This window comes from Paracoccus sediminicola, from assembly GCF_027912835.1.
Taxonomy (GTDB): domain Bacteria; phylum Pseudomonadota; class Alphaproteobacteria; order Rhodobacterales; family Rhodobacteraceae; genus Paracoccus; species Paracoccus sediminicola.
This window is the reverse complement of sequence record NZ_CP115768.1, coordinates 401,703-425,691: the sequence shown is the minus strand read 5'-3', so window position 1 is coordinate 425,691 and position 23,989 is coordinate 401,703. Positions and strand designations below refer to the sequence as shown.

At 65.6% G+C, this 23,989-nt stretch carries 19 protein-coding genes and 1 tRNA gene; 4 read left to right on the top strand and 16 right to left on the bottom strand.

Features of this window, described 5'->3' with window-relative positions; all coding sequences use genetic code 11:
- Positions 1-11 precede the first annotated feature (11 nt).
- Genes PAF18_RS02100 through PAF18_RS02090 form a run of 3 tightly spaced genes read right to left on the bottom strand, consistent with a single transcriptional unit; the run spans position 12 to position 4,844 of the window.
- The gene (locus PAF18_RS02100) at positions 12-2,132 is read right to left on the bottom strand and encodes a S8/S53 family peptidase (protein ID WP_271116994.1); all 2,121 of its coding nucleotides are present in this window, start codon (positions 2,130-2,132) and stop codon (positions 12-14) included.
- A complete protein-coding gene (locus tag PAF18_RS02095; protein ID WP_271116993.1) occupies positions 2,129-3,238 on the bottom strand; it encodes a phosphatase PAP2 family protein in 1,110 nt (369 codons plus the stop codon). Before PAF18_RS02095 ends, PAF18_RS02100 begins: the two co-directional genes overlap by 4 nt.
- A gap of 19 nt (positions 3,239-3,257) precedes the next feature.
- Positions 3,258-4,844, bottom strand: coding sequence for a hypothetical protein (locus tag PAF18_RS02090; protein WP_271116992.1), 1,587 nt, complete (start codon positions 4,842-4,844; stop codon positions 3,258-3,260).
- A gap of 190 nt (positions 4,845-5,034) precedes the next feature.
- On the opposite strand from PAF18_RS02090, the gene PAF18_RS02085 reads away from it, so the two are divergent.
- Complete coding sequence (locus tag PAF18_RS02085; RefSeq protein WP_271116991.1) at positions 5,035-5,259, top strand: hypothetical protein; 225 nt, start codon at positions 5,035-5,037, stop codon at positions 5,257-5,259.
- Positions 5,260-5,736: 477 nt separating this feature from the next.
- On the opposite strand, the gene PAF18_RS02080 is transcribed toward PAF18_RS02085, so the two are convergent.
- From PAF18_RS02080 to PAF18_RS02050, 7 genes are all read right to left on the bottom strand, one after another.
- The gene (locus PAF18_RS02080) at positions 5,737-6,651 is read right to left on the bottom strand and encodes a LysR substrate-binding domain-containing protein (RefSeq protein WP_271116990.1); all 915 of its coding nucleotides are present in this window, start codon (positions 6,649-6,651) and stop codon (positions 5,737-5,739) included.
- An 80-nt stretch (positions 6,652-6,731) separates the two neighbouring features.
- Entirely contained in the window at positions 6,732-7,937 is a 1,206-nt protein-coding gene (locus PAF18_RS02075; protein ID WP_271116989.1) for an NAD(P)/FAD-dependent oxidoreductase, read from the bottom strand.
- Positions 7,937-8,755, bottom strand: coding sequence for an NAD-dependent epimerase/dehydratase family protein (locus tag PAF18_RS02070; RefSeq protein ID WP_271116988.1), 819 nt, complete (start codon positions 8,753-8,755; stop codon positions 7,937-7,939). The genes PAF18_RS02075 and PAF18_RS02070 overlap by 1 nt, the downstream gene beginning before the upstream one ends.
- Positions 8,756-8,873: 118 nt before the next feature.
- Positions 8,874-10,493, bottom strand: a complete 1,620-nt coding sequence (locus tag PAF18_RS02065) for a hydantoinase B/oxoprolinase family protein (RefSeq protein WP_271116987.1) — start codon at positions 10,491-10,493, stop codon at positions 8,874-8,876.
- The gene (locus tag PAF18_RS02060; RefSeq protein ID WP_271116986.1) at positions 10,490-12,574 is read right to left on the bottom strand and encodes a hydantoinase/oxoprolinase family protein; all 2,085 of its coding nucleotides are present in this window, start codon (positions 12,572-12,574) and stop codon (positions 10,490-10,492) included. The genes PAF18_RS02065 and PAF18_RS02060 overlap by 4 nt, the downstream gene beginning before the upstream one ends.
- Entirely contained in the window at positions 12,571-14,238 is a 1,668-nt protein-coding gene (locus PAF18_RS02055; RefSeq protein WP_271116985.1) for a thiamine pyrophosphate-dependent enzyme, read from the bottom strand. Before PAF18_RS02055 ends, PAF18_RS02060 begins: the two co-directional genes overlap by 4 nt.
- A 173-nt stretch (positions 14,239-14,411) precedes the next feature.
- A tRNA-Ala gene (locus PAF18_RS02050) sits at positions 14,412-14,487 on the bottom strand.
- 111 nt (positions 14,488-14,598) lie between these two features.
- Here PAF18_RS02050 and PAF18_RS02045 point away from each other — a divergent pair.
- A complete protein-coding gene (locus PAF18_RS02045) occupies positions 14,599-15,801 on the top strand; it encodes an NAD(P)/FAD-dependent oxidoreductase (protein ID WP_271116984.1) in 1,203 nt (400 codons plus the stop codon).
- The gene (gene rsmD, locus PAF18_RS02040; protein WP_271116983.1) at positions 15,798-16,358 is read left to right on the top strand and encodes a 16S rRNA (guanine(966)-N(2))-methyltransferase RsmD; all 561 of its coding nucleotides are present in this window, start codon (positions 15,798-15,800) and stop codon (positions 16,356-16,358) included. Before PAF18_RS02045 ends, rsmD begins: the two co-directional genes overlap by 4 nt.
- A gap of 131 nt (positions 16,359-16,489) precedes the next feature.
- Here rsmD and dapD read toward each other — a convergent pair whose 3' ends face one another.
- Positions 16,490-17,350, bottom strand: a complete 861-nt coding sequence (dapD, locus tag PAF18_RS02035) for a 2,3,4,5-tetrahydropyridine-2,6-dicarboxylate N-succinyltransferase (RefSeq protein ID WP_271116982.1) — start codon at positions 17,348-17,350, stop codon at positions 16,490-16,492.
- A 95-nt stretch (positions 17,351-17,445) separates the two neighbouring features.
- Between dapD and PAF18_RS02030 the strand changes: the two genes are divergently transcribed.
- Entirely contained in the window at positions 17,446-18,276 is an 831-nt protein-coding gene (locus PAF18_RS02030) for an LOG family protein (RefSeq protein WP_271116981.1), read from the top strand.
- A gap of 54 nt (positions 18,277-18,330) precedes the next feature.
- Here PAF18_RS02030 and PAF18_RS02025 read toward each other — a convergent pair whose 3' ends face one another.
- Genes PAF18_RS02025 through argC form a run of 5 tightly spaced genes read right to left on the bottom strand, consistent with a single transcriptional unit; the run spans position 18,331 to position 23,957 of the window.
- Positions 18,331-18,828, bottom strand: coding sequence for an RNA pyrophosphohydrolase (locus tag PAF18_RS02025; RefSeq protein WP_271116980.1), 498 nt, complete (start codon positions 18,826-18,828; stop codon positions 18,331-18,333).
- Positions 18,825-20,318, bottom strand: coding sequence for a S41 family peptidase (locus PAF18_RS02020; RefSeq protein WP_271116979.1), 1,494 nt, complete (start codon positions 20,316-20,318; stop codon positions 18,825-18,827). Before PAF18_RS02020 ends, PAF18_RS02025 begins: the two co-directional genes overlap by 4 nt.
- Positions 20,315-21,520, bottom strand: coding sequence for a murein hydrolase activator EnvC family protein (locus tag PAF18_RS02015; RefSeq protein WP_271116978.1), 1,206 nt, complete (start codon positions 21,518-21,520; stop codon positions 20,315-20,317). Before PAF18_RS02015 ends, PAF18_RS02020 begins: the two co-directional genes overlap by 4 nt.
- A complete protein-coding gene (gene gpmI / locus PAF18_RS02010) occupies positions 21,520-23,043 on the bottom strand; it encodes a 2,3-bisphosphoglycerate-independent phosphoglycerate mutase (RefSeq protein ID WP_271116977.1) in 1,524 nt (507 codons plus the stop codon). The genes PAF18_RS02015 and gpmI overlap by 1 nt, the downstream gene beginning before the upstream one ends.
- Positions 23,040-23,957: an N-acetyl-gamma-glutamyl-phosphate reductase gene (argC, locus tag PAF18_RS02005; protein ID WP_271116976.1), complete on the bottom strand. Its 918-nt coding sequence runs from the start codon at positions 23,955-23,957 to the stop codon at positions 23,040-23,042. Before argC ends, gpmI begins: the two co-directional genes overlap by 4 nt.
- Positions 23,958-23,989: the final 32 nt, after the last annotated feature.

Sequence of the window (23,989 nt, the reverse complement as noted above, 5' to 3'; positions counted from 1 at the left end):
CGATCCATGGCTCAGGGATGGGGAAAAGGGATCAGCCCATCACCCAGACGCGCCGCCCGGATCGCATCGCTGTCTGAGCGATCTGTTTCGCCGCTGCGAAGGGCCGGGGCGGGATCGCGCCCGTGGTCATCCCCTCGAAAGAAGCATCTGAGCCCTGCATGGATGTCGTGCCCTGCCGCGATGTTCAGGGCCATCCAGCGTGTGGCGAGCGCGCAGGCGGCGCTGGTGCCTTGAAGCTGCGCGGCGCTGCCGCTCAGCACACCGATGGATTGCAGCCCGGCGCGGTGCAGCCCGCGATCGGCAGGCGCGGCGAAGGCCGGGCGGACACCGATCACCTTCAGCGCGCCGTCCGTGAATGTCAGCGCGGCGGCTCCGCTATAGAGGCTCGGCGCATCCGACCCCATCACATAGCCTGAAACGCGCGTCACCGACGGCGCCGAGCCGATGCCGTTGAACGTGCCATAGCCCCGCACCTTCCCGCTTGGTAACGCCGGTTCAAGCGGGCCGGGATTCGCCCCGGATACGTCGGGATTGACCAGACGGCTCTGCCGGCCGAAGCTGCGCAGCGCTTCGGGATCGTCATCGCGCTGCAACCAGACCCCGATCCGCTCATCGTGGCCAAGACCGGGTCCGCGCAGCGCGATCTTCCAGAGTCCCGAGGGCGCGCGGCGACCCTCACCACGACTATCGACTGTCGGGATCAGCGCCAGCGTCACCCGCCAGCGCTCGCCCAGATGCAGATCGGCCGAGAGCATCCCCACGACCTTCCCGCCGATCCGCAGCGGCATGTGATGAAACACGTCCCCGCCTTCGGGAGCCTCTTCACCGTCAAGAGAAATCTCCGCCGGGCTGTCGAGCGTCGTTCCTGGGGGCGGCGTCAGCCGCACACCGGACCCCGGACCACCCTGCCCTTCCGGAAACCAGATTTCGAGATAGCTCGAGGTGCGGTCATCCGGGAATACCTGCCAGCCAATCCGCGCCTCGCCACCCGTCATGTCCGCGGGTCCGATGCTCGCATGCATCGACTTGGCGAAATTATTCCCCATCGGCATGTTCAGCGAGCTCAGCGGCTGCATCGCCCGACGGCGCGAGATCAGCTGTTCCATCGCCCGCTCCATCGTGGCACCGCCGTCATGGCGGTTGGCGCTCCAGCCATAGCTGAAATTCACGATCAGCGGCAGCTCTTCTGGGCCGCCGGGGAAAGCGGCGGCGATCCTGCGGGCGCGGTCGAAAACGTAATGCAGCGCGCTGAGCATATACATCTCCTTGCCGAAACCCGACGTGTCCCAGGCAATGGTGTTGGGCAGCTGCACGACAACGATCTGCACCTCGTCACCCAGGGGCGCGGCGCGCAGCACGGGATCATCCGCGCCGCAGAGTCCGGCGATATGGGCACCGTGAGTCGCCCGGCGGCGCAGATGCAGTCCCAGTTCAGGAAGCCTGGCGTCTATCGCACCCGCTTCGCGATAAAGCCGCATCTCATCGGTGCCGCTGGCGCGCAGGGCATCGATGCGGGCATTGGTCCATTCGCGCCCGAAGGGCACAGCGGCGGGACCCGTGGGCGCGGCGGCGGGCTGGAGCCAGCAATGGCTGATCCGCGAGCGCCCGTCGTTTTCCACGAAGCCACGATGCAGGAACGGAATCCCGTCATCGATTACGCCAATGATCACGCGCGGGCGGGTCGCGGGTCTCTGCCAGCTTTCCATTGCGCGCGACGGGTCGTAATCCGTGACCCAGCTTTGCGCCGAGATCGGATAATTCACCCGATAGCGCGGCGCGGCCCCCTCACCGGCAGCAGATGCCGCCAGGCGCAGCCGGTCGAAGTCCTGCTCTCGCAGATCCCGGTAACGGCCCCGCTCGTCGGGGCGCGACATCGCAAAGGGGATCGCGGCGAGCGACTTTGCACCCGGATTCCACAGCGGCGGCAAGCGCAGAACAACCGGAGGCTGCGCCTTCAATGCCGCCGGCTCGGCCCCGCCCTCGACCAGCGCCGCGTAATGCTGCGCCGCATCTTCGGCCAAAGCGGGGAAAGAGAATGCGCGGCCCAGCGCGGCGCCGAATGACCATGTCTCATAGGGGCCGTCATAGCGGAAGAGGCGACGACTCTGGCCACCATCCGCCATGCGGTTCATGACACCGCCCCGCCGCTTCCCTGCCGCTCCTTGCAGGCGCTCGCCCATAGCCAGGAGAAACACTGTCCCGCCCCGGCCCGTGATCCGGTCGCTGCGCGGCTGAGACCGGCGCGGGCGGCGGCTTGCTCGTCGTGGAAATCGTGATCGAAGAAATCGGCATCGACGGGCTCGTAGCGGGCCGGGCGGATCGGCATGTCCTGCCCGCAGCGCCCAAGCACGGCGCGGCCCACCGCGACGCCCAGCGCGGCGCCGGCCCAGCTGTCGATCGGATAATGCACCCCGGCGACCGTGCGATTGACCGCCACACGCTCAGCCAGCCCGTAAAGCATCCGCAGACGCGGCCCCGCATCGCCCAGCGAGCCCCACGCGCCGACCAGAGACTCCAGCACGGTGGCCACTGCGTAAGCCTCGGTCGCATGGGCCGACGGAAAGCTGCCGTGACCCGGTGTCGGGATCATCGGCGCGATGCGCCCGTCGATCTGGTCGGGGCGGCGCACGGCAAGCGCGTGTTTCACCACCATCGCAACATGGGCGGCCATGACCTGCGTTGCGGTAATCAGTTCGAAGCTGCGCCCGTGCTGGCCGCTATGCAAACCCAGCAGCATCGCAAAATAAGGGGTCGGAAAGCCGAGCTGCGAGGTGATTTCGGTCCCCCGCTCTTCGCGCAAGGCGGCATAGTCGCGCACATGGCGGCACTGATCGACCAACAGCGCGGAGGAAGGCCGCTGCACGCGAAACATCTCTGCCCCGTCGAAGGACAGCGTGACTGGGCCGCCGCCATCCATGCCCCAGTCGAGCCCCTTCAAGAATTCGGCGACGTAAAGCGATCCGCGCACCCAGACCGCCCAACGCGCGAGATTGCCGGGATCATTGGCGGGCAGGTCTTGGCCCTGCGGTGCGGGATCAGCCCCGGCCAGATGGTTCAGCGCCTCGGATGTGGTCAGCAAACCCATTGTCGTCGCAGGATCATAGGCGCCGGTGTCACCCTGCCCCAGAAACCCGCCGAGCCCTGTAAAGCCGCCGAAGCCCCCGAAGCCGCCAAATCCTCCGAACCCGCCAAATCCTCCGAAGCCGCCGAACCCTCCGAACCCGCCTGAAGCCGACATGATGTATCTCCTGTCTGAGTTACCTGATCCCCGAGGCGCGCAAGGCTTCGAGCACGCGCTGCCCCGTCTTCGATCCCGCGCCCGGATGGTCACGGCCATAGCTGTCCAGCCGAAACTCGGGGAAGCGCCGCCTCAGCGTTTCGGCCGCCTGCCGGCAGCCCTCGATATCGTCCAGAAAATACATCGCCGCGATCTGGGTGCGCAGCGTCGAAAGATGTCGGTCATTGACCTGCAATGATTGGTCGGCCAGCGCCAGCGCGCGTGGATAATCCTCGGCAGCGAGATGCGCCGAGGCCGAGAGGCTGTCATAATAATACCCGAACGGATCGATGGGCGAGAGCCGCCGCGCCGTGTCCGTAGCCTCTATCGCGGCTTGGCCGTTGTCGCGAAACGCCAGCAGCGTTCCGCGCAGCAGCCAGGAGAGGCTTTCATTCGGATTGACCTCGAGCGCTGCGCAATAGCGCGCCTCAGCGACATCCAGCCGCTTCAGCAGATTGCCATGGACGAAGCCGTTGATGGTCAGCCCAAAGCTGGAGGTCGGGTCGAGATCCAGAGCACGCTCGGTGCAGTCGAGCGCGAGCTGCGTGTCGCGCTTTCGGTTTGTCGTGTAGTTCTTGAAGACGTTCAGCACATACCATTTGCCCAGCCAGGCATGGACCTCCGGCGCTTGCGGCATACGCTCGGCGGCCTCGATCAGCAGCTCTTGCGAGCGGAGAAAATCGCGCAGCGCCGGGCGGTGCATCAGCGAAACGCCGCCCAGCACCAGCTGATGATCGGCAATGTCGCCCAGCCTTTTGTCGCGAATATGGCCGATCGCCGCGTCGGCAATGGTCCGCCCCGCCGAAACGACGACATTGATGAGCCGTTCGGGCAGTTCGTCGGTGAAGCTGTCCTCGGGACATGAGAAATGCCGGTTCCAGACGATGACCCCGCTGCGGGCATCGAGAAAGTCGAAATCGAGCACGCAGTCGCCGCGATAGCGCCGGATCGTGCCGGTAATCATGTAATCGACATCCAGCGTGTCGCGCACATCGGCGAGGTCGATCATGCGCTGCACCATCGCGCGCGCCGAGAGATGCGAGATCACCGAATACAGCGAGGATCGCGACAAAACCCGGCAGATCTCTTCGGCCACCCAGTCGCCGAAGGCGCGCAGCTGCGGATCCTCTCCCAGCACGCTCAGCGGCAGCGCGGTGATGCGCGGCTTCGGCGATTGCGTGATCGCGCCCCGCGCGCAGAGCGTCGCGGCGCCTGCCGGATTGTCGCGCAGCTTCTGACGCCATGCGGCGAAGGCCGGGGTCTGGACGTTCAGATCCTCGAGAAACGCGCCGCGATGCGGGTCGCCGGTAAAGCGCAGCGCATCGAGGTCGATCTCGACATCGGTGCTGGTGATGTGCAGAATCCTGTCGAAATCCTCGCCGAGGATCTTGCGCAGATCCGACAGGGCACGACGCAGGTTCTGGTGGCCGCTATCATAGCCCGCATCGCCCCAGAGCGTGTGCTGAAGAAAGGAGCGCGTGCGACGCCCCAGAGGCGCCGTCGCCAGAAGCGAGATCAGCGCGCGATGCTTGGCCCCGCGTATCTCCACCCCGTCCGCGCCGGCCATTTTAACGGCGCAGGTTCCGAACAGTGAGATTTGCAGAGGCTCACCCATGGCAGACCAATCTAATCAAACATAAATTAACTCTACTTTACAGTTTGCTCGATCGCCAAGCCGCTCACACTATATTCACGCCCCAAGGCGCGATCCGCTGATCCAAACTGCCCTCATGGGAGCCCCGTGGAGGAGGACGATCATGGCAGAACAGCAATCGCGGCTCGGGATCGACTCGATTTCAGAATTCTACCACGCTTGGCCCGGATTGCGCGCGCATGCGGTGAAGCTCGTGGGCGATGAACGGTTGAGCCCGGCGCAGCGCGAGACGCTGGCCTGGCTGGTGGTGATCGCCGACCGGGTCGGTCCCGCCGATCTGGACGATGCGGGTGCAGGCGACGGCGACACTCGCGACCGGCGTCCGTAGCTTCGATATCTGATGAACTCTCTGTCTGGAACATGATGGCGCCTGTGTGCCGCCATGTCGAAGCTGATCGGGCTTGGCCGGCAGCTGGTGATCCGGCGCCTCGTGCCAGCGCCGCACCGGAGCGGCCGACTGCGGCGGTCTTCCCTCGTTGACCGCCACGGCCGTCCGATCCGGTGCCTGCGCCCGGCCCCCAAAACCTGGGCAACTCGTGATATGCGGCGCGCGCTGCGGCCGCCTCACTGGTTACTTTGCGCCGTGATTGGCCGCGGGATTCGTGGAAATTTACCAGACGGTCTTGGCACGAATTGCGATGACCATTCCCACGGATCCCGCGAACCTTAACGACGTGGTACTCGAAAATTCGGGGTTTACACTGCCGTCCCCGATGAAATCATCCTATCGGCACATCTCTTGAAACGTGTGTGAATTGCCTGTGAAAACTTCATTAAATCATCTGCACGCCAGCCATCGGGGCCGTCAGATGAGCGCATCCCAGTTCTCTGCGCTGATCCAGTCGCAGAAGCGGCGAATGATCTCGATACGCCGATGCGCGCGCGGCAGCAGCAGATAGAAGCCCGGCACATCCTTGGGCGCCATCCCGGCCAGCACATCCGCACCCAGAGGTGCCACCAGACGGCCCGCCGCCAAATCCTCCGCTGCGTCGCGACGCGAGATCAGCCCGACCCCCATGCCCGATATGGTCGCGCGGCGCATGGTTGCCGCATCCTGCAACTGGAGCGCGCCGGTGATCCCGTCGCTGTCCAGCCCGAGATGCGCGAAAACCCGATCCCAGAGGCTGAGGGCGCGCACCGGGTGCAGGAGGGTCTGGGCGGAAAGATCCTCGGGGCCGGTCAGCTCCGGGGCGAGATCCGGCGCGCAACAGATGATCTTGGGATCGCGGACCAGCAATTGCGCGTCGAGCCCGGCCCAGTCGCCGAACCCCCATTGGATCGCCACGTCGATGTCGTCGCGGTCGAAATCGGGCAGTTCGACCATCGTGGTCAGCCGCAGATCGGCGCCGGGCATCTGGCGGCGGAAAGATTCCAGCCGTTCGAGCAGGAAGCGTGTCGCGAAATAAGGGCTGACATTGATGTTGATCCGGCTGCGCTGCGCGGTCTGCGTGACGCGGCGAATGCCTTCGGAGAACTCGTCAAATCCGGCGGCGACGAAACGCGACAGGATCTGTGCCTCCTCGGTCGGCTCGATCGCGCGCCCACGCCGGGTGAAGAGACGCAGATTGAGCGTTTCCTCCAGCAGTCGGATCTGCTGGCTGATCGCCTGAGGTGTGACCAAAAGCTCGTCGGCGGCGGCGCGGAAGCTGCCGCGCCGCATGACCGCCCAGAAGGCCCGCAGCGCGTTCAGCGGCGGCAGGCGCGGCGCGCGCCCGTTCATCGCGCCGCTCCGTGCAGGCTGTATCGGAGTCCGGTGCGTGTCATGACCCCCGCGACCCGCCGGTGCCGGGCGGGATTATTTCAGATGATCGCCTTTTCCAGGAAAGGGCGCGACAGGAGCACACGTTCGAATCCCACCTCGGAAAGGTCAAGCGTCCGGTATCCGCCATAGATCACCAGCTCGGACACGCCGCGCCCCGTGGCCGGTCCCTGTTGCAGCCCGTGCCCGGAAAAACCGTTGGCGAAGATGAAGTTCCCAAGCTCGGGATGGGCGCCGAGGATCATGTTGTGATCCAGCGTATTATACGCATAGTGCCCGGCCCACTGGTTCATCACCTTGATCGCCTCGAATCCCTCGGAGCGGGCGGCGAGCATCGGCCAGATCTTCTCTTCGAACTCCGAATGCCGTGGCTCGAAATCGTCCCAGTCCACCACCGGATCCTCATCCGGGCGGCAACCGGCCAGGAAATAGCGTCCCTCGGGGCGGCAGAACACGCCGGAAGGGTCGATCATCAGCGGCAGCCGGCCCTGATTGATCGCCGCCGAGCCTTCGGGCGAGCGCGCGCAGTCAAAGACGAAGAGCGTTCGCTTGCGCGGCTCGACCGGCAGATCCAGCCCGGCCATCCGCGCCGTCAGCGCGGCGCGCGGACCCGAGGCATTGACGACCCATCCCGCCCGAACCGTCGCGCCGGAGGCAAGCGTGACGCTGTCGACACGGCCCCTGCCCCGCCCGATCGCCACCACCTCATCGGTGACGAAATCCGCCCCCTGCGCGCGGGCTTTGGCGCGAAATCCGGCCATCATGCCGGTATTGTCGAACCAGCCCTCGCCGGAGCGGCCATAGGACGCCAGGCGGATATCGTCCACGCGCAGATGCGGGAAAGCCGCGGCCAGCTCGTCACGGTTCCACAGCACCACATCGGCACCGCAGCGCCGCTGCACCTCATGATTTTCGCGCAGGACCCGTTCCTGTTCCGGCGAGGCGGCGAGGAACAGATAGCCGCCTTGATGGAACTGAAGGTCGGGCCGGTCCTCGCCCAGCGCGGCCATCTCGGCGAAGTCGCGGATCACCTCGGCGCCATATTGGCTGATCCGAACATTCACCGCGTTGGAAAACTGCGTGCGGATTCCCGAACAGGACAGCGCGGTCGAGGCCCGGCCGAAGCTGGGGTCGCGTTCGACCACCAGCACCGACCCGTCGAAATCGGGATTGGCGGTCAGGTAATAGGCGACAGCACAACCGATGACCGCGCCGCCGACGACCACGACATCATAGCTGTCCCGCATCACTCCTCCTGTTCGTCGTCCGGGTGGCCGAGATTGACGAACCAGCCGCCGATGCACTGGGTGGAGAGGTCCTGCGGATCGGCAGGCGGGTTGGCGGCCTCGACCTTGTCGCGATATGGCTCGGCGCTGTCCTGCGGCCTGAAGCCAAGATGCCCGGCAGGACCGTTATCGACCGGCTTGACCTTGTTGTCGGACATGCCCGCGATGATCGAAAACCCCAGATGCGGAGCGGTCAGCGCCGAAGACACCAACCGCACGCAATCGTCGAAGCTCAGCCAGGACCACAGCATGCGGCGGTCGGCGGGCTCGGGGAACGAGGAAAAGATGCGCAGGCAGCCGCTCTCGATGCCGAACTTGTCCCAGTACATCGAGGCCAGCGCCTCGACGAAGCATTTCGATACGCCGTAAAGGCTGTCCGGGCGGCCAACCGCGTCGCAGGGAACATGGTCGGCCAGCCGGTGATAACCGATGGCATGGACCGACGAGGCATAGATCACCCGCCGCACCCCATGCGCCCGCGCCGCCTCGTAAATATGGTAGCTGCCGCGGATATTGCTGTTCAGCACATCGTCCCAGGGCCGCTCATGCGGGGCGCCGCCGAAATGCACGATGGCATCGACGTCGCGCACGGCTTCCATCACCGCGGCCTCGTCGGACAGATCGAACGCCACCGATTCTTCATTCTCCCTGAGATCGTCGCAGGGCTCGCGATCGGCCAGGCGCAGATGCGCGGCCAGTGGTGCGAGCCCACGGCGCAGCTCGGTGCCCAGGCGTCCGGCAGCGCCGGTGATCAGGATGCGGTTGAAGGGTTTCGACATGACATTTCCTTTTTTTCTGTTGCGGCGCAGATCTGCACGCTGAGATGTGCGAATAACCCGCGCGCGTCACGGGCAAAGTCGCGCGGGTCCGATGCCGGTACAAGGGGCGAGCGGCGGCTCATGCGTCGTCAGCCGTCACATAGCCCTTGACCCGATCATCCTCGCGCGCCGACGCGCTGCGCCCCGCCGGATCTCCGAACCCGCCGCCGCCGGGCAGGCGCAGCACCAGCCGGCGGCCTTCGGGGACATGCTGCCAGCCCTTGGGTCGCAGCACGGTGCCGTCATCGAGCTCGACCGCGCCAGCCGCGCCGGGCTGACCGCCATCGCGGCCCCGCGCCGGTTCGGTGACGCGGTCGAACATGGCCGAGAAATCGAATTCGTGCCCCTCGGCGGGCGCGATCTCGATGATCTGGCCCAGACCGCCGCGTTGCGTGCCGGCCCCGCCGGAATCCGGACGCAGCTCTTTGCGCCAGACGACGATCGGGCCGGTATGCTCGGTCGCCTCGATGGGCATGGTGTGCACGCCGGACGGAAAAGCTGTCGCGGACAGCCCGTCGAGCCCCGGCCTTGCCCCGGTTCCGCCCGAGTTAAACATCAGAACCTCGGCGCGCCGTCCCTCCTGACCGGCGACCGGGCGGGCCGAGATATGCACGTTCCACAGCGAGGCCGCCCCTTCGGCCTGGATCTGACCGGGCAGCGCCTGCGCCATCGCGCCAAGCACCAGATCCGGCACCATATGACCCAGCACATGTCGCACCGAGACCGGTGCCGGTCGCGGCGCGTTCAGAATATTTTCGGGCGAGCTTACGTCGAACACCGCGAGCGAGGCCGCATTGTTCGGGATATCCGGCGCGATTACGCATTTCAGCGCATAGCAGGCATAGGCTTTCGCGTAGATCAGCGGGCAGTTGATCCCCCAGCGGCTGACGGGCGCGGAACCCGCGAAATCGACCTGCACCCGCTCTCCCGCAATGTCCAGCCGCGCCTTCAGCAGGATCTGGTCGTCATAACCGTCCGTCACCATTTCGTTCGACCACGACCCGTCGGGCAGCGCCGCGATGCGTTCGCGGATCGCCTTGCCGGTCCGCGAGAGGATGAAATCCCCGAGCGCCTCGAGATCGGTCATGCCGGTTTCGTCCAGCATCTCGATCAGCCGCGCATGGCCCACATCGTTGCAGGCCGCGAGCGAGTAGAAATCCCCGATCACCTGGCTTGCCTCGCGGACATTCGCGCGCAGCAGCCTGACCAGATCGCGGTTCACCTCGCCACGCTCGGCGAATTTCATGATCGGGATCTGGATCCCTTCTTCATAGACGGATTTGCCGTCCGCCCCGAAGCCGCGCCCGCCAATATCCACGACATGCGCGGTGCAGGCGAAGAACCCGATCAGCCTGTCTCCCTTGAATGACGGTGAGACCATGGTGATGTCGTGAAGATGCCCGGTCCCCAGCCATGGGTCGTTGGTGACATAGGTGTCGCCGGGAAACATCTGCTGCCGCGGGATCTCGTCGATGAAGTTCTTCACCGCCTGCGCCATCGTATTCACATGCCCGGGCGTCCCCGTGACGGCCTGCGCCAGCATGGCGCCTTCCGCATCATAGACCCCCGCCGAGAGATCGCCCGCCTCGCGCACCGAGGTCGAAAAAGCCGTGCGCAGCAGCGTCATCGCCTGTTCCTCGACAACCGAGACCAGCCGGTTCCACATTACCTGCATGCGGATTTCCTCGAGCTGGCTCATGATGCGGCCTCCTTGCGCAGCAGCAGGATCGCGCGGTCCGGCTGGATGACGGCGTCGAATAAAGAGGTGACGACGGTCGAGGTCTCGGCCTCTGCGATCACTGCCGGACCCGGGATACGCTCGCCGGGCGAAAGCGCGTCGCGGGCAAAGATCGCCGTGTCGAGCGCCCGGCCCGCGGCAGGGTCGAACACCTTGCGCGTCGTCGCGGGCGCGCGTGTGGTGCCGGTCTCGGCAAGCTGGATGCGCGCGGCCTCGGGACGCCGGTCCTGCGCCTTGACCGAGAAGGTCACGAATTCGATCTCGGGCCCATCGACGGCACGGCCGAAGAACCCGGCATAACGGTCGCGGAAGGCATCGCGGATCATCGCACGGTCCTCTGACGTAAAGGCGCGGTCGGGAAGCTCGACCGGGATTTCCCAGCCCTGACCGCGATAGCGCATGAAGGCCACGATCTCGCGCTCGATCTCGCCGGAACTGCCGCCACGGACGAAATGCTCGGCCGTGTCCTTCAGCCCGTCGAGCAGGGCGTTCAGCCGCGCCGGGTCGAAATCAGACAGCGCCGATATCTGCGAGGCCACCGCCTCATAGCCGAATGGCGCGCGCAGAAACCCGATCGCCGAGCCGACCCCCGCACCTTCAGGGATAATGCAGCGGCCAATATTCAGCTTTTCGCAGAGCCGCGCCGCATGCAGCGGGGCCGCGCCGCCAAAGGCGATCATCCCGTGATCCGAGATATTCTTGCCATTCTCGACCGCGTGGACCCGCGCCGCATTGGCCATGTTCTCATCGACCACCTCGACGATGCCGAAAGCCGCTTCCGGCGTGTCGAGGGACAGCTTCGCGCCGATCTCGACGTCAACGGCGCTCGCGGCGTCATCGGTCGAAAGGGTGATCTTGCCGCCAGCGAAATTATCGGGATCGAGCTTGCCCAGAAGCAGGTCGGCATCGGTGATCGCGGGCCGCGTGCCGCCGCGCTGATAACAGGCCGGGCCGGGCTCTGATCCCGCGGATTCCGGGCCGGTCTGGATGCGGCTCATATCGTCAACCCAGGCCAGCGAGCCGCCCCCTGCCCCGATCTCGATCATCTCGATCACCGGGATCGAGATCGGCATCCCCGAGCCCTTGGCGAAGCGATAGCTGCGCGCCACCTCGAAGCTGCGTGCGGTCTGCGGCTGGAAATCGTCGATCAGGCAGATCTTGGCCGTGGTCCCGCCCATGTCATAGCTGACCACACGGCCCAGATCGAAGCGCCGCGCGATGTCGGCGGCAAAGATCGCGCCGCCTGCCGGGCCGGATTCGACCAGCCGGACCGGAAACTCTGCCGCCGTTTCGACCGAGACCAGACCGCCGCCGGAATGGATCATGAAGACCGGGCAATCTGCGCCCATCTCGCCCAGCCGTGCCTGGAGACGCATGAGATAGCTGGCCATTTGCGGCCGCACATAGGCATTGGCGCAGACCGTGTTGAAACGCTCGAACTCGCGCATTTGCGGCGAGACCTCGGCAGAGATCGAGATCGGCAGGTCAAGCGTTTCGGCCAGAATCTCACGCGCGCGGCGTTCATGAGAGTCGTTCATGTAGGAATGAATGAAGCCAATGGCCACGGAACCGAAATCCGCATCGGCGATCCGGCGGGCGATATCGCGCAGCGCCGCCTCGTCCAGCGGAGCCAGCTCATCCCCGGTGGCGCTGATCCGGCCGCCGACCGGAAAGCGGTCCTGACGCGGGATCAGTGGCTTGGGCAGTTCAATCGACAGGTCATATTGCGCAAAGCGGTTCTCGGTCCGCATCTCGATCACATCGCGGAAACCTTCGGTGGTGATGAAGGCGGTGCGCGCACCGCGCCGCTCGATCAGCGCATTGGTGGCGAGAGTGGTGCCGTGAATCACCAGCCCGATCTCGGCGGCGCTGATTCCGGCTTCGGCGGTGACGATGCCGATGCCGTCCAGAATTGCCTGTTCGGGCGCGGTGTAATCGGTCAGCACCTTGGTCGAGTGGATCGTGCCGCGCAGATCCAGCACGATGTCGGTGAAGGTGCCGCCTATATCGGCCCCGAGCCTGATGTCCTGCCCGGCGCTCATCTGCTCCGCTTCCCGGCCAGGGCGGCGTCGCGCATCTGGCTGAGCGTCTGGCGCGGGGTGATCGCCTCGGGGGCGATGTTCAGATCCAGTACCGCCCCGGTCGGCGACGCAAGCGCGCGCTCGAACGCGGCGTCGAAATCTGCCGTCGTCTCGACCCGCTCGCCATGAAAGCCATAGGCACGGGCGAGTGCGGCGAAATCGGGATTGGTCATGTCCGTCCCCGAGACGCGTTCGGGATAATTCCGTTCCTGATGGGCGCGGATGGTGCCGTAGATCCCGTTATTCAGCACAAGCACAATCGGCTGGGCGTAATGTTGCAGCGCGGTCGCCAGCTCGGTGCAGGTCATCTGGAAATCGCCGTCACCGGCGAAACAGACGACGCGCCGATCGGGATAGGCGATCCGGGCGGCGATGGCGGCGGGCAGACCATAGCCCATCGCGCCGGATTGCGGGGCGAGCAACCGCGCCCGGCTGCCGAAGGGAAAGAACTTGTTGGGCCAGACGGAAAAATTGCCTGCCCCGTTGGTCAGGATCACATCCCCGGGAAGGATCTCGCGCAGCCGTGCCGTGACCACCCCCATATCCACCGGCGATGGTTGCGGCGGCGGCTCGAGCGATTCCTCGTAATCGGCCCGCCCCGCCTCGCGCCACGCCGCCCAGTCTCCGCGCACCGGCTCGATGATGCGGGCGAATTCATCCGGCCCCGACTGGATGCCGAGAGCGGGCTGGTAGATCTTGCCGATCTCGCGATCCGAGCCGTGCACATGGATCACCTTCTGAGCCGGCTCGGGCACGTTCAGAAGCGTATAAGCGTCGGTGGTCATCTCGCCAAAGCGGATATTCACCGCAAGAATGACATCGGCCTCCGAAATCAGCCGCCGCACATGGGGCGGCATCCCGACCCCGGCCTCGCCGCAGAACACGGGCGAGAAATTGTCGAACTGGTCCTGATAGCGGAAGGCCGCGACCACCGGAATATCCGAGGCTTCGGCGAAATCCTTCATCGCCTGGCGTCCGGATTCGGTCCAGTTGCAGCCGCCGATCAGGATCAGCGGGCGACTTGCGGCTTCCAGCAGGCCGCGCGCCTTGTCCAGCGCCGCGGGCGGCGGGGCGGGTGCGGCAATCTCGGCCGGGCCGCGCAGCGGAGCGGCATCGGTCGGCGCGCTGATGATGTCCTCGGGAAGCGCGATCACCACCGGGCCGGGCCGGCCGGTCGTCGCCGTGGTCCAGGCGCGGGCGACGATCTCGGGCAGCCGCGCCACATCGTCAATCTCTACCGCCCATTTCGCCATGGTGCCGAAAACGGCGCGGTAATCAATCTCCTGAAAGGCTTCGCGGCCTTTCATGTCGGTGCCGACCTGACCCACGAAAAGCAGCATCGGCGCGCTGTCCTGCATCGCCGTATGCACACCGATCGACGCATTGGTAACGCCCGGACCCCGCGTGACGAAACAGATACCGGGAGATCCGGTCAGCTTGCCATAGGCGGCCGCCATCAATGCCGCGCCGCCCTCGTTCCGGCACAGCACGAAATCCAGTCGTCCCGCCGTATCATGCAGCGCATCCAGCACCGCCAGATAGCTTTCCCCCGGAATTCCGAAACTTTTCGTCGCGCCGAGCGCCTCCAGGCAATCGACCAAAAGCTGTCCGCCATGCCGTGTCATTCCAAGCCTCCTCTTGCCGCGCCAGCTTGCGCGTTTTTCCGAGGGTGAGGAAACAATTAAAGCGGGCTAAATGACAAGTAATTCTTGCTTTTGCCAAGCGGCTGAGCGCGCATCAAAATAGCACAAGAGGGCCGGAGATCCGGCTTGTGGCGAACAGGCAACAGGCGGGATGATGGTGGAGCCAAGGGGAGTCGAACCCCTGACCTCATCATTGCGAACGATGCGCTCTACCAACTGAGCTATGGCCCCATCAGGCGCGCTGTGTGGCGCGGGACCGGAATTTTGTCAAGCGCGGAAATCCGCGGGGCTTGCACCGATGCGCCGCGCGGGCCATGACAGGCGGCGAAAGGATGAATGGCGATGGATATTCTCATCATTGGCGGCGGACAGGCCGCGGCCTCGATGGCGGCCAAGCTGCGCGCGCTCGGTCATGACGGCGCGATTACCGTCATCGGCGACGAGCCCGTCGCGCCCTATCAGCGCCCACCCCTTTCGAAAGCCTATCTGCTGGGCGACATGCCGGTCGAGCGGCTGACGCTGCGCGGCCCGGAATGGTGGGACGAACAGAAAATCCGCCTGATGACAGGCGTCCGCGCCATGCGCATCGACCGCGCGACCAGACAGATCGAGACGACGGATGGCCGCTTTGCCTACGACCAGCTTGCCCTGACACTCGGCGCGGCGCCGAAACGTCTGCCCGCCGGGCTTGGCGGAGATCTGGCGGGGGTGCACACGGTCCGAAATCTCGGCGATATCGACCGGTTGCAACCTCAGCTTGTCACGGGCCGCAGGCTGGTGGTGATCGGGGGCGGCTATATCGGGCTGGAGGCGGCCGCGGTGGCGCGAAAGCTGGGGCTCGACGTGACGGTGATCGAGGCCGGCGCGCGCATTCTCGGCCGTGTCGCGTCGTCCGAAACCGCAGAGATGATCCGCGCGCTGCATCGCGATCACGATGTGCATATTCTCGAGAACAGGACCCTGGCGCGGCTGAAGGGTGACGCGCGGATCGAAACTGTGCAGCTTTCCGACGGGCAGGAGATCCCCGCCGATCTGGTGGTGCTCGGGATCGGCATCGCGCCCGAGACCGCATTGGCCGCCGATGCCGGACTGGCGTTGGACAACGGCATCGCCTGCGATGCGCAGGGACGCTCTTCGGACCCGGCGATCTGGGCGGCGGGGGATTGCGCCTCTTTTCCGTGGCAGGGCGAGCGCGTCCGGCTGGAAAGCGTCGGCAATGCCATCGACATGGCCGAGCTGGTCGCCGCGAACATGCTCGGCGCGGGTCAGGACTATGCGCCGAAGCCGTGGTTCTGGTCGGATCAATATGACGCCAAGCTTCAGATCGCCGGCCTGAACGCCGGGCATGATCGGGTGGTCAAACGCGCCGGATCTGATGCGCTTGGCGGCTCGGTCTGGTATTATCGCGGCGACCGGCTGATCGCGGTGGATGCGCTGAACGAAGCGCGCGCCTATATGGTCGGCAAGCGGCTGATCGAGGCGGGCCGATCCCCCGATCCGGCGCTCGTCGCCGATCCGGACACAGCGGTGAAAGAGCTGCTGTGAGGATCGTCGGCGGCAGGCTGCGCGGGCTGAAACTGGCCGAGATCGGCGCCGGAGACATATCGGCGCATCTGCGCCCGACCACAGACCGGGTCCGAGAGACGATGTTCAATCTGATCGTCAACAGCCTCGGGATCGGTCTGGAGGGCGTGCGCGTTCTCGATCTTTTCGCCGGGTCCGGCGCCCTCGGGCTGGAAGCGTTGTCACGCGGCGCGGCGCGGGTGGCCTTCGTGGATGACGGTGCCACGGCGCGCGACTTGTTGCGGGCCAATGTGGAAAAGGCGCGCGCCATGGGGGTCACCGATATCTGGCGTCGCGACGCGACCCGGCTCGGCCCCAATCGCGGCGCGGGCTATGGGCTGGTCTTCATGGACCCGCCCTATGGGCAGGGTCTCGGCGAGGCGGCGCTGCAATCGGCGCTGAGCGGCGGCTGGCTGAGCGATGACGCGCTGATCGTCTGGGAAGATAATCTTCCGCCGCAGCTTCCCGAGGGTTTCGCCATGCTGGACCAGCGGCGTTACGGCGAAACCATCGTGACAATCCTCCGGCGCGCCGCGTGATCCCAGGGGGCGCTCGCGCCCCCTCTGGCCTGTCGGCCATTCACCCCCGAGGATATTTGAATCAGGACGAAAACCGCCTTCATCCTGACAGAAATATCCCGCGGGGCCCGGGGGCGCGAAGCCCCCGGTCCTCAGTCGCGCAGAAGCTCGTTCACCGAGGTCTTGGCGCGGGTGCGTTCATCCACACGTTTCACGATCACCGCGCAATACAGGTTCACCCCGTTCTTCGACGGCATCGACCCCGAGACGACGACCGAGCCCGACGGGATTTCGCCATAGGTGACATTGCCGGTCTCGCGATCCACGATCTTGGTGGACTGGCCCAGGAACACGCCCATGCCGATCACCGAGCCTTCGCGCACGATGACGCCTTCGACCACCTCGGAGCGGGCGCCGATGAAGCAATTATCCTCGATGATGGTCGGGCCGGCCTGCATGGGTTCGAGCACGCCGCCAATGCCGACGCCGCCCGAGAGATGGACATTCTTGCCGATCTGCGCGCAGGAGCCGACCGTGGCCCAGGTGTCGACCATCGTGCCCTCGTCGACATAGGCGCCGAGATTGACGAAGCTGGGCATCAGCACCACGCCCTTGGCGATAAAGGCGGATTTGCGGACGACGCAATTCGGCACCGCTCGGAACCCCGCCGCGCGCCACTGATTATCGCCCCATCCGGCGAATTTGCTGTCGACCTTGTCCCACCAGCCGCCGCCCTGCGGCCCGCCCGGCTGCATCTCCATGTCCTTGATGCGAAAGCCGAGCAGCACCGCCTTCTTGGCCCATTGATTGACATGCCAGTCATTGCCGCGCTTCTCGGCCACGCGAAGCTGCCCGCTGTCGAGCGCGTTCAGCGTGTCCTCGATCGCCTCGCGGGTTTCGCCGCCAGTGGCGGGCGTGATCTCGGAACGGTTCTCCCAGGCGGCCTCGATCGCGGCTTCGAGCGCGTCATTCGACGGGATCTGCGATTGCGGGTTCGACGGCGCGTCGGTCATGCGGGTTCTCCTCGGCTCAGGGTAGAAACTCTTGCCCAAGGGCTATAAGCGGGGATCTGACCCGGCGCAATGCGCCCGACCGATCAGAGGCCCCCATGAACGACGAAGACTCCCGCGCCCACCCCTTCCCGCATAGCCGCGAAGATGCCGAGGCGGCGCAGGACATGCCCGACACGCCGCAGACCCGCGCGCCCGCCTTCAAGCTTGCCTTTGCGGATACCGATTTCCTGCTGCGCGAAGAGCTGCGCCCGGTGCGGCTGCAACTGGAACTGCTGAAGCCGCAGATGATCCTGGACGAGCGCGGGGTCGAATCCACCGTGGTGATGTTCGGCGGCGCCCGCATCCCCGCCCCCGAGAACAAGGACAGCGCGCGGACCGAGACGCTGGCCGATCTGTCGAAATATTACGAACAAGCCTATCGCTTCGCCCGCATCATGACCGAGCGGAGCCTGGAAACCTATGGCCGCGAATATGTCATCTGCACCGGCGGCGGGCCGGGGGTGATGGAAGCGGGAAACAAGGGCGCGCATGATGTCGGCGGCCAATCCGTCGGGCTGGGCATCGTTCTGCCGCATGAGCAGGCGCCGAACGAATATGTAACGCCGGATCTCTGCTTCAACTTTCATTATTTCGCCATCCGCAAGATGCATTTCCTGATGCGCGCGCGGGCGGTGACGGTGTTCCCCGGCGGGTTCGGGACGCTGGACGAGCTGTTCGAGACGCTCACCCTGATCCAGACCGGGCGGATGCGGCCGGTGCCGATCCTGCTGTTCGGGCAGGAGTTCTGGGACGGAATCATCGACTGGCAGGCATTGGCCGAAGCCGGCACGATCGGCGCGGGCGATCTGGAACTGTTCCGCTATGTCGAGACAGCAGACGAGGCTGTGAAGATCATCGACGAATTCGAGCCGGCGCGGCCGGGCTGAGCGGCGCCTCGGCGGGGGCCATGCCGGTCAGCGCGGTCGGCCCCGACCGGCCTGTCAGGCGAGATGATCGCGGAACCGCGCGATGACCTGTTCATAGACGCCGCGCTTGAAAGGCACGATCTTTCCGATCAGCTCATCGGCCCGCAGCCAGCCCCAGTCATCGAATTCGGTATGTTCAGTCGCAATATCGACCTGCGCATCATCCCCGGTGAAGCGCATCAGCACCCATTTCTGGCGCTGGCCGCCGAACCGGCCCTTCCACATCTTCCCGACCAGCTCGTCGGGGAGATCGTAATAGACCCAATCCTCCGCCTCTGACAGGATCTCGACGGCGCTTGGCGGCAGGCCGGTTTCCTCGCCGAGTTCGCGCAAGGCGGCGTCTCGCGGGGTTTCCCCCTCGTCGATCCCGCCCTGAGGCATCTGCCAGGCCCCGGGCGTGTCGATGCGCTGGCCGGCAAAGACCAGCCCGGCGTCATTCACCAGCACCACCCCGGCGCAGGGGCGATAGGGCAGCCCGGAAGGGCCGCGCCGCCCGTCATCCGCGCCGCTCATTCCTGCGCGTCCTCCTCGGCGTCGGTCTGGGCGTCGCCGTCAGCTGCGCCCTCATCTGTGGCCTCGTCGCTTTCGGTGACGGCGGGGGCGTCCTCGGTGCCGGAATCCTCGCCGGTCACGGCGGGGGTTTCAGCCGCGGCGATTTCATCCGCGTCGAAATCCACCGCCGCAAGCCCCTTGAGGATGTCGATCGCATAGGCGAGCTGGTAATCCTCTTCGCGCAGCTCTGCCGTGGCCTGAACCTCGGCGGCTTCCTCTTCCAGTTGACGGCGTTCTTCCTCGGAATAGCTGTCATTATTCAGCGCACCGCGCAGATCGGCTTCCGAGCTGATGAAGCTGGAATTGGTCCGCGGCTCTTCCTCATCCTCCTCGGTCGGCGCGGCGGCGGGCTGGGCCACGATGATGTCGGGATTGATCCCGAGCGCCTGGATCGAGCGGCCCGAAGGCGTATAATACCGGGCCGTGGTCAGCCGCATGGCGCTGTCCGACGTGACCGGCAGCACCGTCTGGACCGAGCCCTTGCCGAAGGATTTTTCGCCAACCACGATGGCGCGGCGATGATCCTGCAAGGCACCGGTCACGATCTCGGAGGCCGAGGCGGAGCCGCGATTGATCAGCACCACCATGGGCTTGCCTTCGGCCAGATCGCCCTGCTCGGCGTTCCAGCGCTCGCTTTCCTCGGGGGTGCGGCCACGCGTCGAGACGATCTCGCCGCGATCGAGGAAGGCGTCCGACACATAGATCGCCTGATCCAGCAACCCGCCCGGATTGTTGCGCAGGTCCAGCATGATGCCGGTGATCTGATCAATCCCGCCCAGCTCCTCGACGGCTTTCGCAAGCTCTTCCTCAAGGCTGCGCATGGTTTCGTCGTTGAAGGTGGCGACGCGCAGCACGACGGCATGGCCCTCGACACGTCCTTTCACGGCGGTCAGCTTGATCGTGTCACGGGTGATGTCGATGTCGAACGGTTCCTGCTCGCCCTCGCGCAGCACGGTGATCGTCACCTCCGAGCCGACCGGGCCGCGCATCAGATCCACTGCCTGATCGAGCGTCAGCCCCATCAGCGACTCGCCATCCACATGGGTGATGTAATCCCCGGCTTCGACCCCGGCCTCGTCTGCGGGGGTGTCGTCCATCGGCGAGATGACCTTGACGACGCCGTCCTCCTGCCCGACCTCGATGCCGAGGCCGCCGAAGCTGCCGCGGGTCTGGGTCTGCATGTCCTCGTAATCCTCTGCGGGGAGGAACGAGCTGTGCGGGTCCAGCGATTGCAGCATCCCGTTGATCGCGGCCTCGATCAGATCCTGCGCCTCGGTTTCCTCGACATATTGATTGCGGACCTGTTCGAACACATTCCCGAACATGTCGAGCTGTTCGTAAACCGAATTATTGCCGCCAGAGCTCTGCGCCGCGATCGGCCCGGCAAACTGCGTGGTCAGCAGGACCCCGGCAAGAGTGCCGCCAATGCCTGCGATGAGATAATGCTTCATTGCGTCTCCGCCTGTTCTTGCGTCTCGCCCTGCTCGTCTTCGACGATATGGTTCAGCACGAACCATTCCGCCGGATCGAGCGTTTCCTTGTCCCGCCTCAGTTCCAGATACAGTGTTTCGCTGCGATCCGCATCCCTGCCTGTCGCCGCATTCACGACGAATTCAATCCCGAACTCTTGCGCAGGCGGTTCCGTGCCGCCCATCAGCCCCACAGGCTCACCGGCGGCAAGCACGTCGCCGACCTCGCCGAAGACCTGCGACATGCCAGCGAGAATCAGCAGATAATCCTGTGCCGGTTCAAGAATTGTGACATTTCCGTAATCCAGCAGCGGTCCGCGATAGCGGATCGTTGCCGGCCAAGGTGCCGTGACCAGAGATGCGGGTGCCGTGGCGATCACCAGCCCCGGACGCTCGATTCCGGCCGCGTCGGCTTCGTTGAAACGGCGCAGCACCTTGCCGCGCACGGGCAGCGGCAGCGACCCCTGCGCGCCCTCGAAATCGGCCAGAGGCGGGCCGACATCGGATTCCATGTCCGCAATGCCCTCTGCAAAGGCATCAAGCGTCGCGGCAGAGCGTTCCAGCACCTGCAATTCCTCGGGGTTCTCTGCAAAGCGCTTTGGCATGGTCGACCGGTCGGTCACCGCGCTCGCCAGCAGGCGGCGGGCGTCCTGGACCCGGCCCAGCCCCTCGGCCAGCGTGTTCGCGGCATCTTCCTGAAGTTCGCGCAGCTCGGCGATTTCGTCGAGACTGGCCTTCAGCGCATCGGCTTGCTCGCGCAGTCCGGGGGCCACGCTGGACAGGATCATGCCCGAGCGCGCCGTGGCCTCGGGACCGTCGGGATGCAGCAGCATCAGCGTCTCGGGCGAGCGTTCCATCGACATCATCACCCCGATGATAGAAGAGAGCTGCTCGCGGCGCGATTCCCACTCGGCCCGGATCTCCTGTTCGCGGATGCCTGCCTGCCGCAGCCCTGCCCGCAGCGACGACAACCCGGATTCGTAAGCCTGGATCATCTCGGTCAATGCGGTGACCTGATCTTCCTTGCTGAGCGCCTCTTCCAGCCGGCCGGTGGCCTCGCGCAGCTGGAACGCGGCGCGGGCGGCGCCCTCTCCGGCGCTTTCCTGCGCATGTGCCGCGTTGACGGGAAGGCACAGCGCGAGCGCGGTCAGCGGGCCGGTGAGTTTGCGGAACATACCTGTCATCAGCGTTCGATCAGGCTCTGGCCAGTCATCTCAGGTGGCTGCGGCAGCCCCATCAGATCAAGCACCGTCGGCGCCACATCGGCCAGCCGCCCGCCGCTGCGCAGTCCGGCGACCGACGGATCGCCGGTCACGATGACCGGCACCGGATTGGTGGTGTGGGCAGTATGCGGTCCGCCCGTCTCTGGATCGATCATCGTCTCGCAATTGCCGTGATCGGCGATGATGACCGCCGCGCCGCCAACCTCTTCCAGCGCAGTCAGCGCACGGCCGAGATTGCGGTCCACCGCCTCGCAGGCTCTGACCGCCGCTTCTAGGCTGCCGGTATGGCCGACCATGTCGGGGTTGGCGAAATTCACCACGATCAGCTCATAGCCCTCCCGGATGGCACGGACCAGATATTCGCCCACCTCGTCAGCCGCCATTTCCGGCTGGAGATCATAGGTCGCCACATTCGGGCTTGACGGCATATGCCGGTCCTCGCCCGGTTCGGGCGTCTCCTTGCCGCCATTCAAGAAAAAAGTGACATGCGGGTATTTCTCGGTTTCGGCCAGCCTGAACTGGCGCAGCCCCCGCGACGCCACCCAGGCGCCGAGAGTGTTCGCCACATGCTGCTTGGGATAGGCGGTGGACATGAAATCATTATGCTGTTCGGAATAATCGACCATCCCCAGCAGCGCCGCCCAATCCGGGCGCGGGCCGGTGTCGAACGCATCGAAATCCGGCCTCCCGATGGCCGAAAGGATCTCTCGCGCGCGGTCTGCACGGAAATTCAGGCAGAAGAACCCATCCCCGTCGCGCGCGCCTTGATAGCCGTCCATCACCGTGGGCTGGATGAATTCGTCCGTCTCGTCGCGCTGATAGGCGGCCTCGACGGCCTGATCCGCATGCGGCGCGGCCTCGCCCCGCCCGCCAATCATCGCCGCATAGGCGCGGCTGACCCGGTCCCAGCGATTGTCGCGATCCATAGCGAAATAGCGCCCGATCACCGTGCCGATACTTGCATTCTCCGGCAGGCTGCCCTGCAATTCCGTGACGAACCCCATCGCCGATTTCGGCGCCACGTCGCGCCCGTCCGTGATCGCATGGACCACAACCGGCACACCCTGCCGCGCCACCGCGTTCACCGCCGCAATGACGTGCTGGATATGACCATGCACCCCGCCATCCGAGACGACGCCCATCAGATGCGCCGTTCCGCCGGTCTGCTTCAGCTTGTCGATAAAGGCACCGAGACCGGTATTGTCGTAAAAGCTGCCATCCTCGATGGCGAGATCGATCTGACCCAGATCCATCGCCACAACCCGGCCCGCGCCGATATTGGTGTGGCCGACCTCGGAATTGCCCATCTGGCCCTTCGGCAGGCCGACATCCGGCCCATAGGTGATCAGCGTGTCATGCGGCGCATGCGCGATCAGCCGATCAAAGGTCGGGGTCTGCGCCTGATCGGGCGCGCTCTGCTCCGGCCGGTCCGAGATTCCCCAGCCATCGAGGATGCAAAGCACGACCGGTTTCTTGCCGCTCATAGCCCGGCCCCCTCGTCAATCCCGAGCATGATATTGAGATTCTGCACCGCCGCGCCCGAGGCACCCTTGCCGAGATTGTCGAGCACGGCGACCACCACCGCGCAGCCCGAGGCATCATCGCCATGCACCGAAATATCGAGCATGTTGGTGCCGTTCAGCGCCGTCGGATCGACCCGCGCCCCGACCTCTTCCGCCTCGCGGACCCGGACGAATTGCGCCCCGGCATAGCGTTCCGCCAGCGCCGCATGGAGAGAGGACAGGCTGCGCGCCCCACCCAGATGCAGCGGCAGCGACACCGCCATGCCTTGCGCGAAACTCCCGACCGATGGCGCGAAGACCGGCTGCACGCCAAGCCCGCTCAGCGCCATGATCTCGGGGATGTGCTTATGGCTTTGCGCGAGCGCATACAGAAAAGCGGGCGGTGCATCGCCTGACTCATATTCGGCGATCAACGCGTTGCCGCCACCGGTGTAACCTGAGACCGCGTTGACCGAAACGGCCTCTTCCGGGCCGATCAGCCCGGCCTCGACCAGGGGCCGGATCATGGCGATGGCGCCGGTTGCGTAGCAGCCCGGATTGGCCACATGCCGCGCATCCGCGACCTGCGCGCGGGCATCCCGGGTCAATTCGGGGAAACCATAGGCCCAGCCAGGGCTGATGCGATGCGCGGTCGAGGCGTCGATCAGCCGAACCGGCAGATCCGCGGACAGCGCCACCGCCTCGCGCGCGGCATCGTCGGGCAGGCAGAGGATCGCAAGGTCCGCCGCGGCAAAGCAATCGCGGCGCGCCTCGGCATCCTTGCGCAGCGCATGGTCGATCCGGATCAGCTCGATATCGTCGCGCCGGGCCAGACGGTCGCGGATCTGGAGCCCCGTCGTGCCGGCCTCGCCATCGATGAAGACCTGATATGCCATCGCTGCCCTTTCCTGCTTGCGTGCCAGACATA

What these genes read in the sequence shown, in the direction of transcription:
- PAF18_RS02100 (WP_271116994.1), bottom strand. Translation starts at nt 2,132, where the DNA reads ATGAACCGCATGGCGGATGGTGGCCAGAGTCGTCGCCTCTTCCGCTAT.
- PAF18_RS02095 (WP_271116993.1), bottom strand. Translation starts at nt 3,238, where the DNA reads ATGTCGGCTTCAGGCGGGTTCGGAGGGTTCGGCGGCTTCGGAGGATTT.
- PAF18_RS02090 (WP_271116992.1), bottom strand. Translation starts at nt 4,844, where the DNA reads ATGGCCGGCGCGGACGGGGTGGAGATACGCGGGGCCAAGCATCGCGCG.
- PAF18_RS02085 (WP_271116991.1), top strand. Translation starts at nt 5,035, where the DNA reads ATGGCAGAACAGCAATCGCGGCTCGGGATCGACTCGATTTCAGAATTC.
- PAF18_RS02080 (WP_271116990.1), bottom strand. Translation starts at nt 6,651, where the DNA reads ATGAACGGGCGCGCGCCGCGCCTGCCGCCGCTGAACGCGCTGCGGGCC.
- PAF18_RS02075 (WP_271116989.1), bottom strand. Translation starts at nt 7,937, where the DNA reads ATGCGGGACAGCTATGATGTCGTGGTCGTCGGCGGCGCGGTCATCGGT.
- PAF18_RS02070 (WP_271116988.1), bottom strand. Translation starts at nt 8,755, where the DNA reads ATGTCGAAACCCTTCAACCGCATCCTGATCACCGGCGCTGCCGGACGC.
- PAF18_RS02065 (WP_271116987.1), bottom strand. Translation starts at nt 10,493, where the DNA reads ATGAGCCAGCTCGAGGAAATCCGCATGCAGGTAATGTGGAACCGGCTG.
- PAF18_RS02060 (WP_271116986.1), bottom strand. Translation starts at nt 12,574, where the DNA reads ATGAGCGCCGGGCAGGACATCAGGCTCGGGGCCGATATAGGCGGCACC.
- PAF18_RS02055 (WP_271116985.1), bottom strand. Translation starts at nt 14,238, where the DNA reads ATGACACGGCATGGCGGACAGCTTTTGGTCGATTGCCTGGAGGCGCTC.
- PAF18_RS02045 (WP_271116984.1), top strand. Translation starts at nt 14,599, where the DNA reads ATGGATATTCTCATCATTGGCGGCGGACAGGCCGCGGCCTCGATGGCG.
- dapD (WP_271116982.1), bottom strand. Translation starts at nt 17,350, where the DNA reads ATGACCGACGCGCCGTCGAACCCGCAATCGCAGATCCCGTCGAATGAC.
- PAF18_RS02030 (WP_271116981.1), top strand. Translation starts at nt 17,446, where the DNA reads ATGAACGACGAAGACTCCCGCGCCCACCCCTTCCCGCATAGCCGCGAA.
- PAF18_RS02025 (WP_271116980.1), bottom strand. Translation starts at nt 18,828, where the DNA reads ATGAGCGGCGCGGATGACGGGCGGCGCGGCCCTTCCGGGCTGCCCTAT.
- PAF18_RS02020 (WP_271116979.1), bottom strand. Translation starts at nt 20,318, where the DNA reads ATGAAGCATTATCTCATCGCAGGCATTGGCGGCACTCTTGCCGGGGTC.
- PAF18_RS02015 (WP_271116978.1), bottom strand. Translation starts at nt 21,520, where the DNA reads ATGACAGGTATGTTCCGCAAACTCACCGGCCCGCTGACCGCGCTCGCG.
- gpmI (WP_271116977.1), bottom strand. Translation starts at nt 23,043, where the DNA reads ATGAGCGGCAAGAAACCGGTCGTGCTTTGCATCCTCGATGGCTGGGGA.
- argC (WP_271116976.1), bottom strand. Translation starts at nt 23,957, where the DNA reads ATGGCATATCAGGTCTTCATCGATGGCGAGGCCGGCACGACGGGGCTC.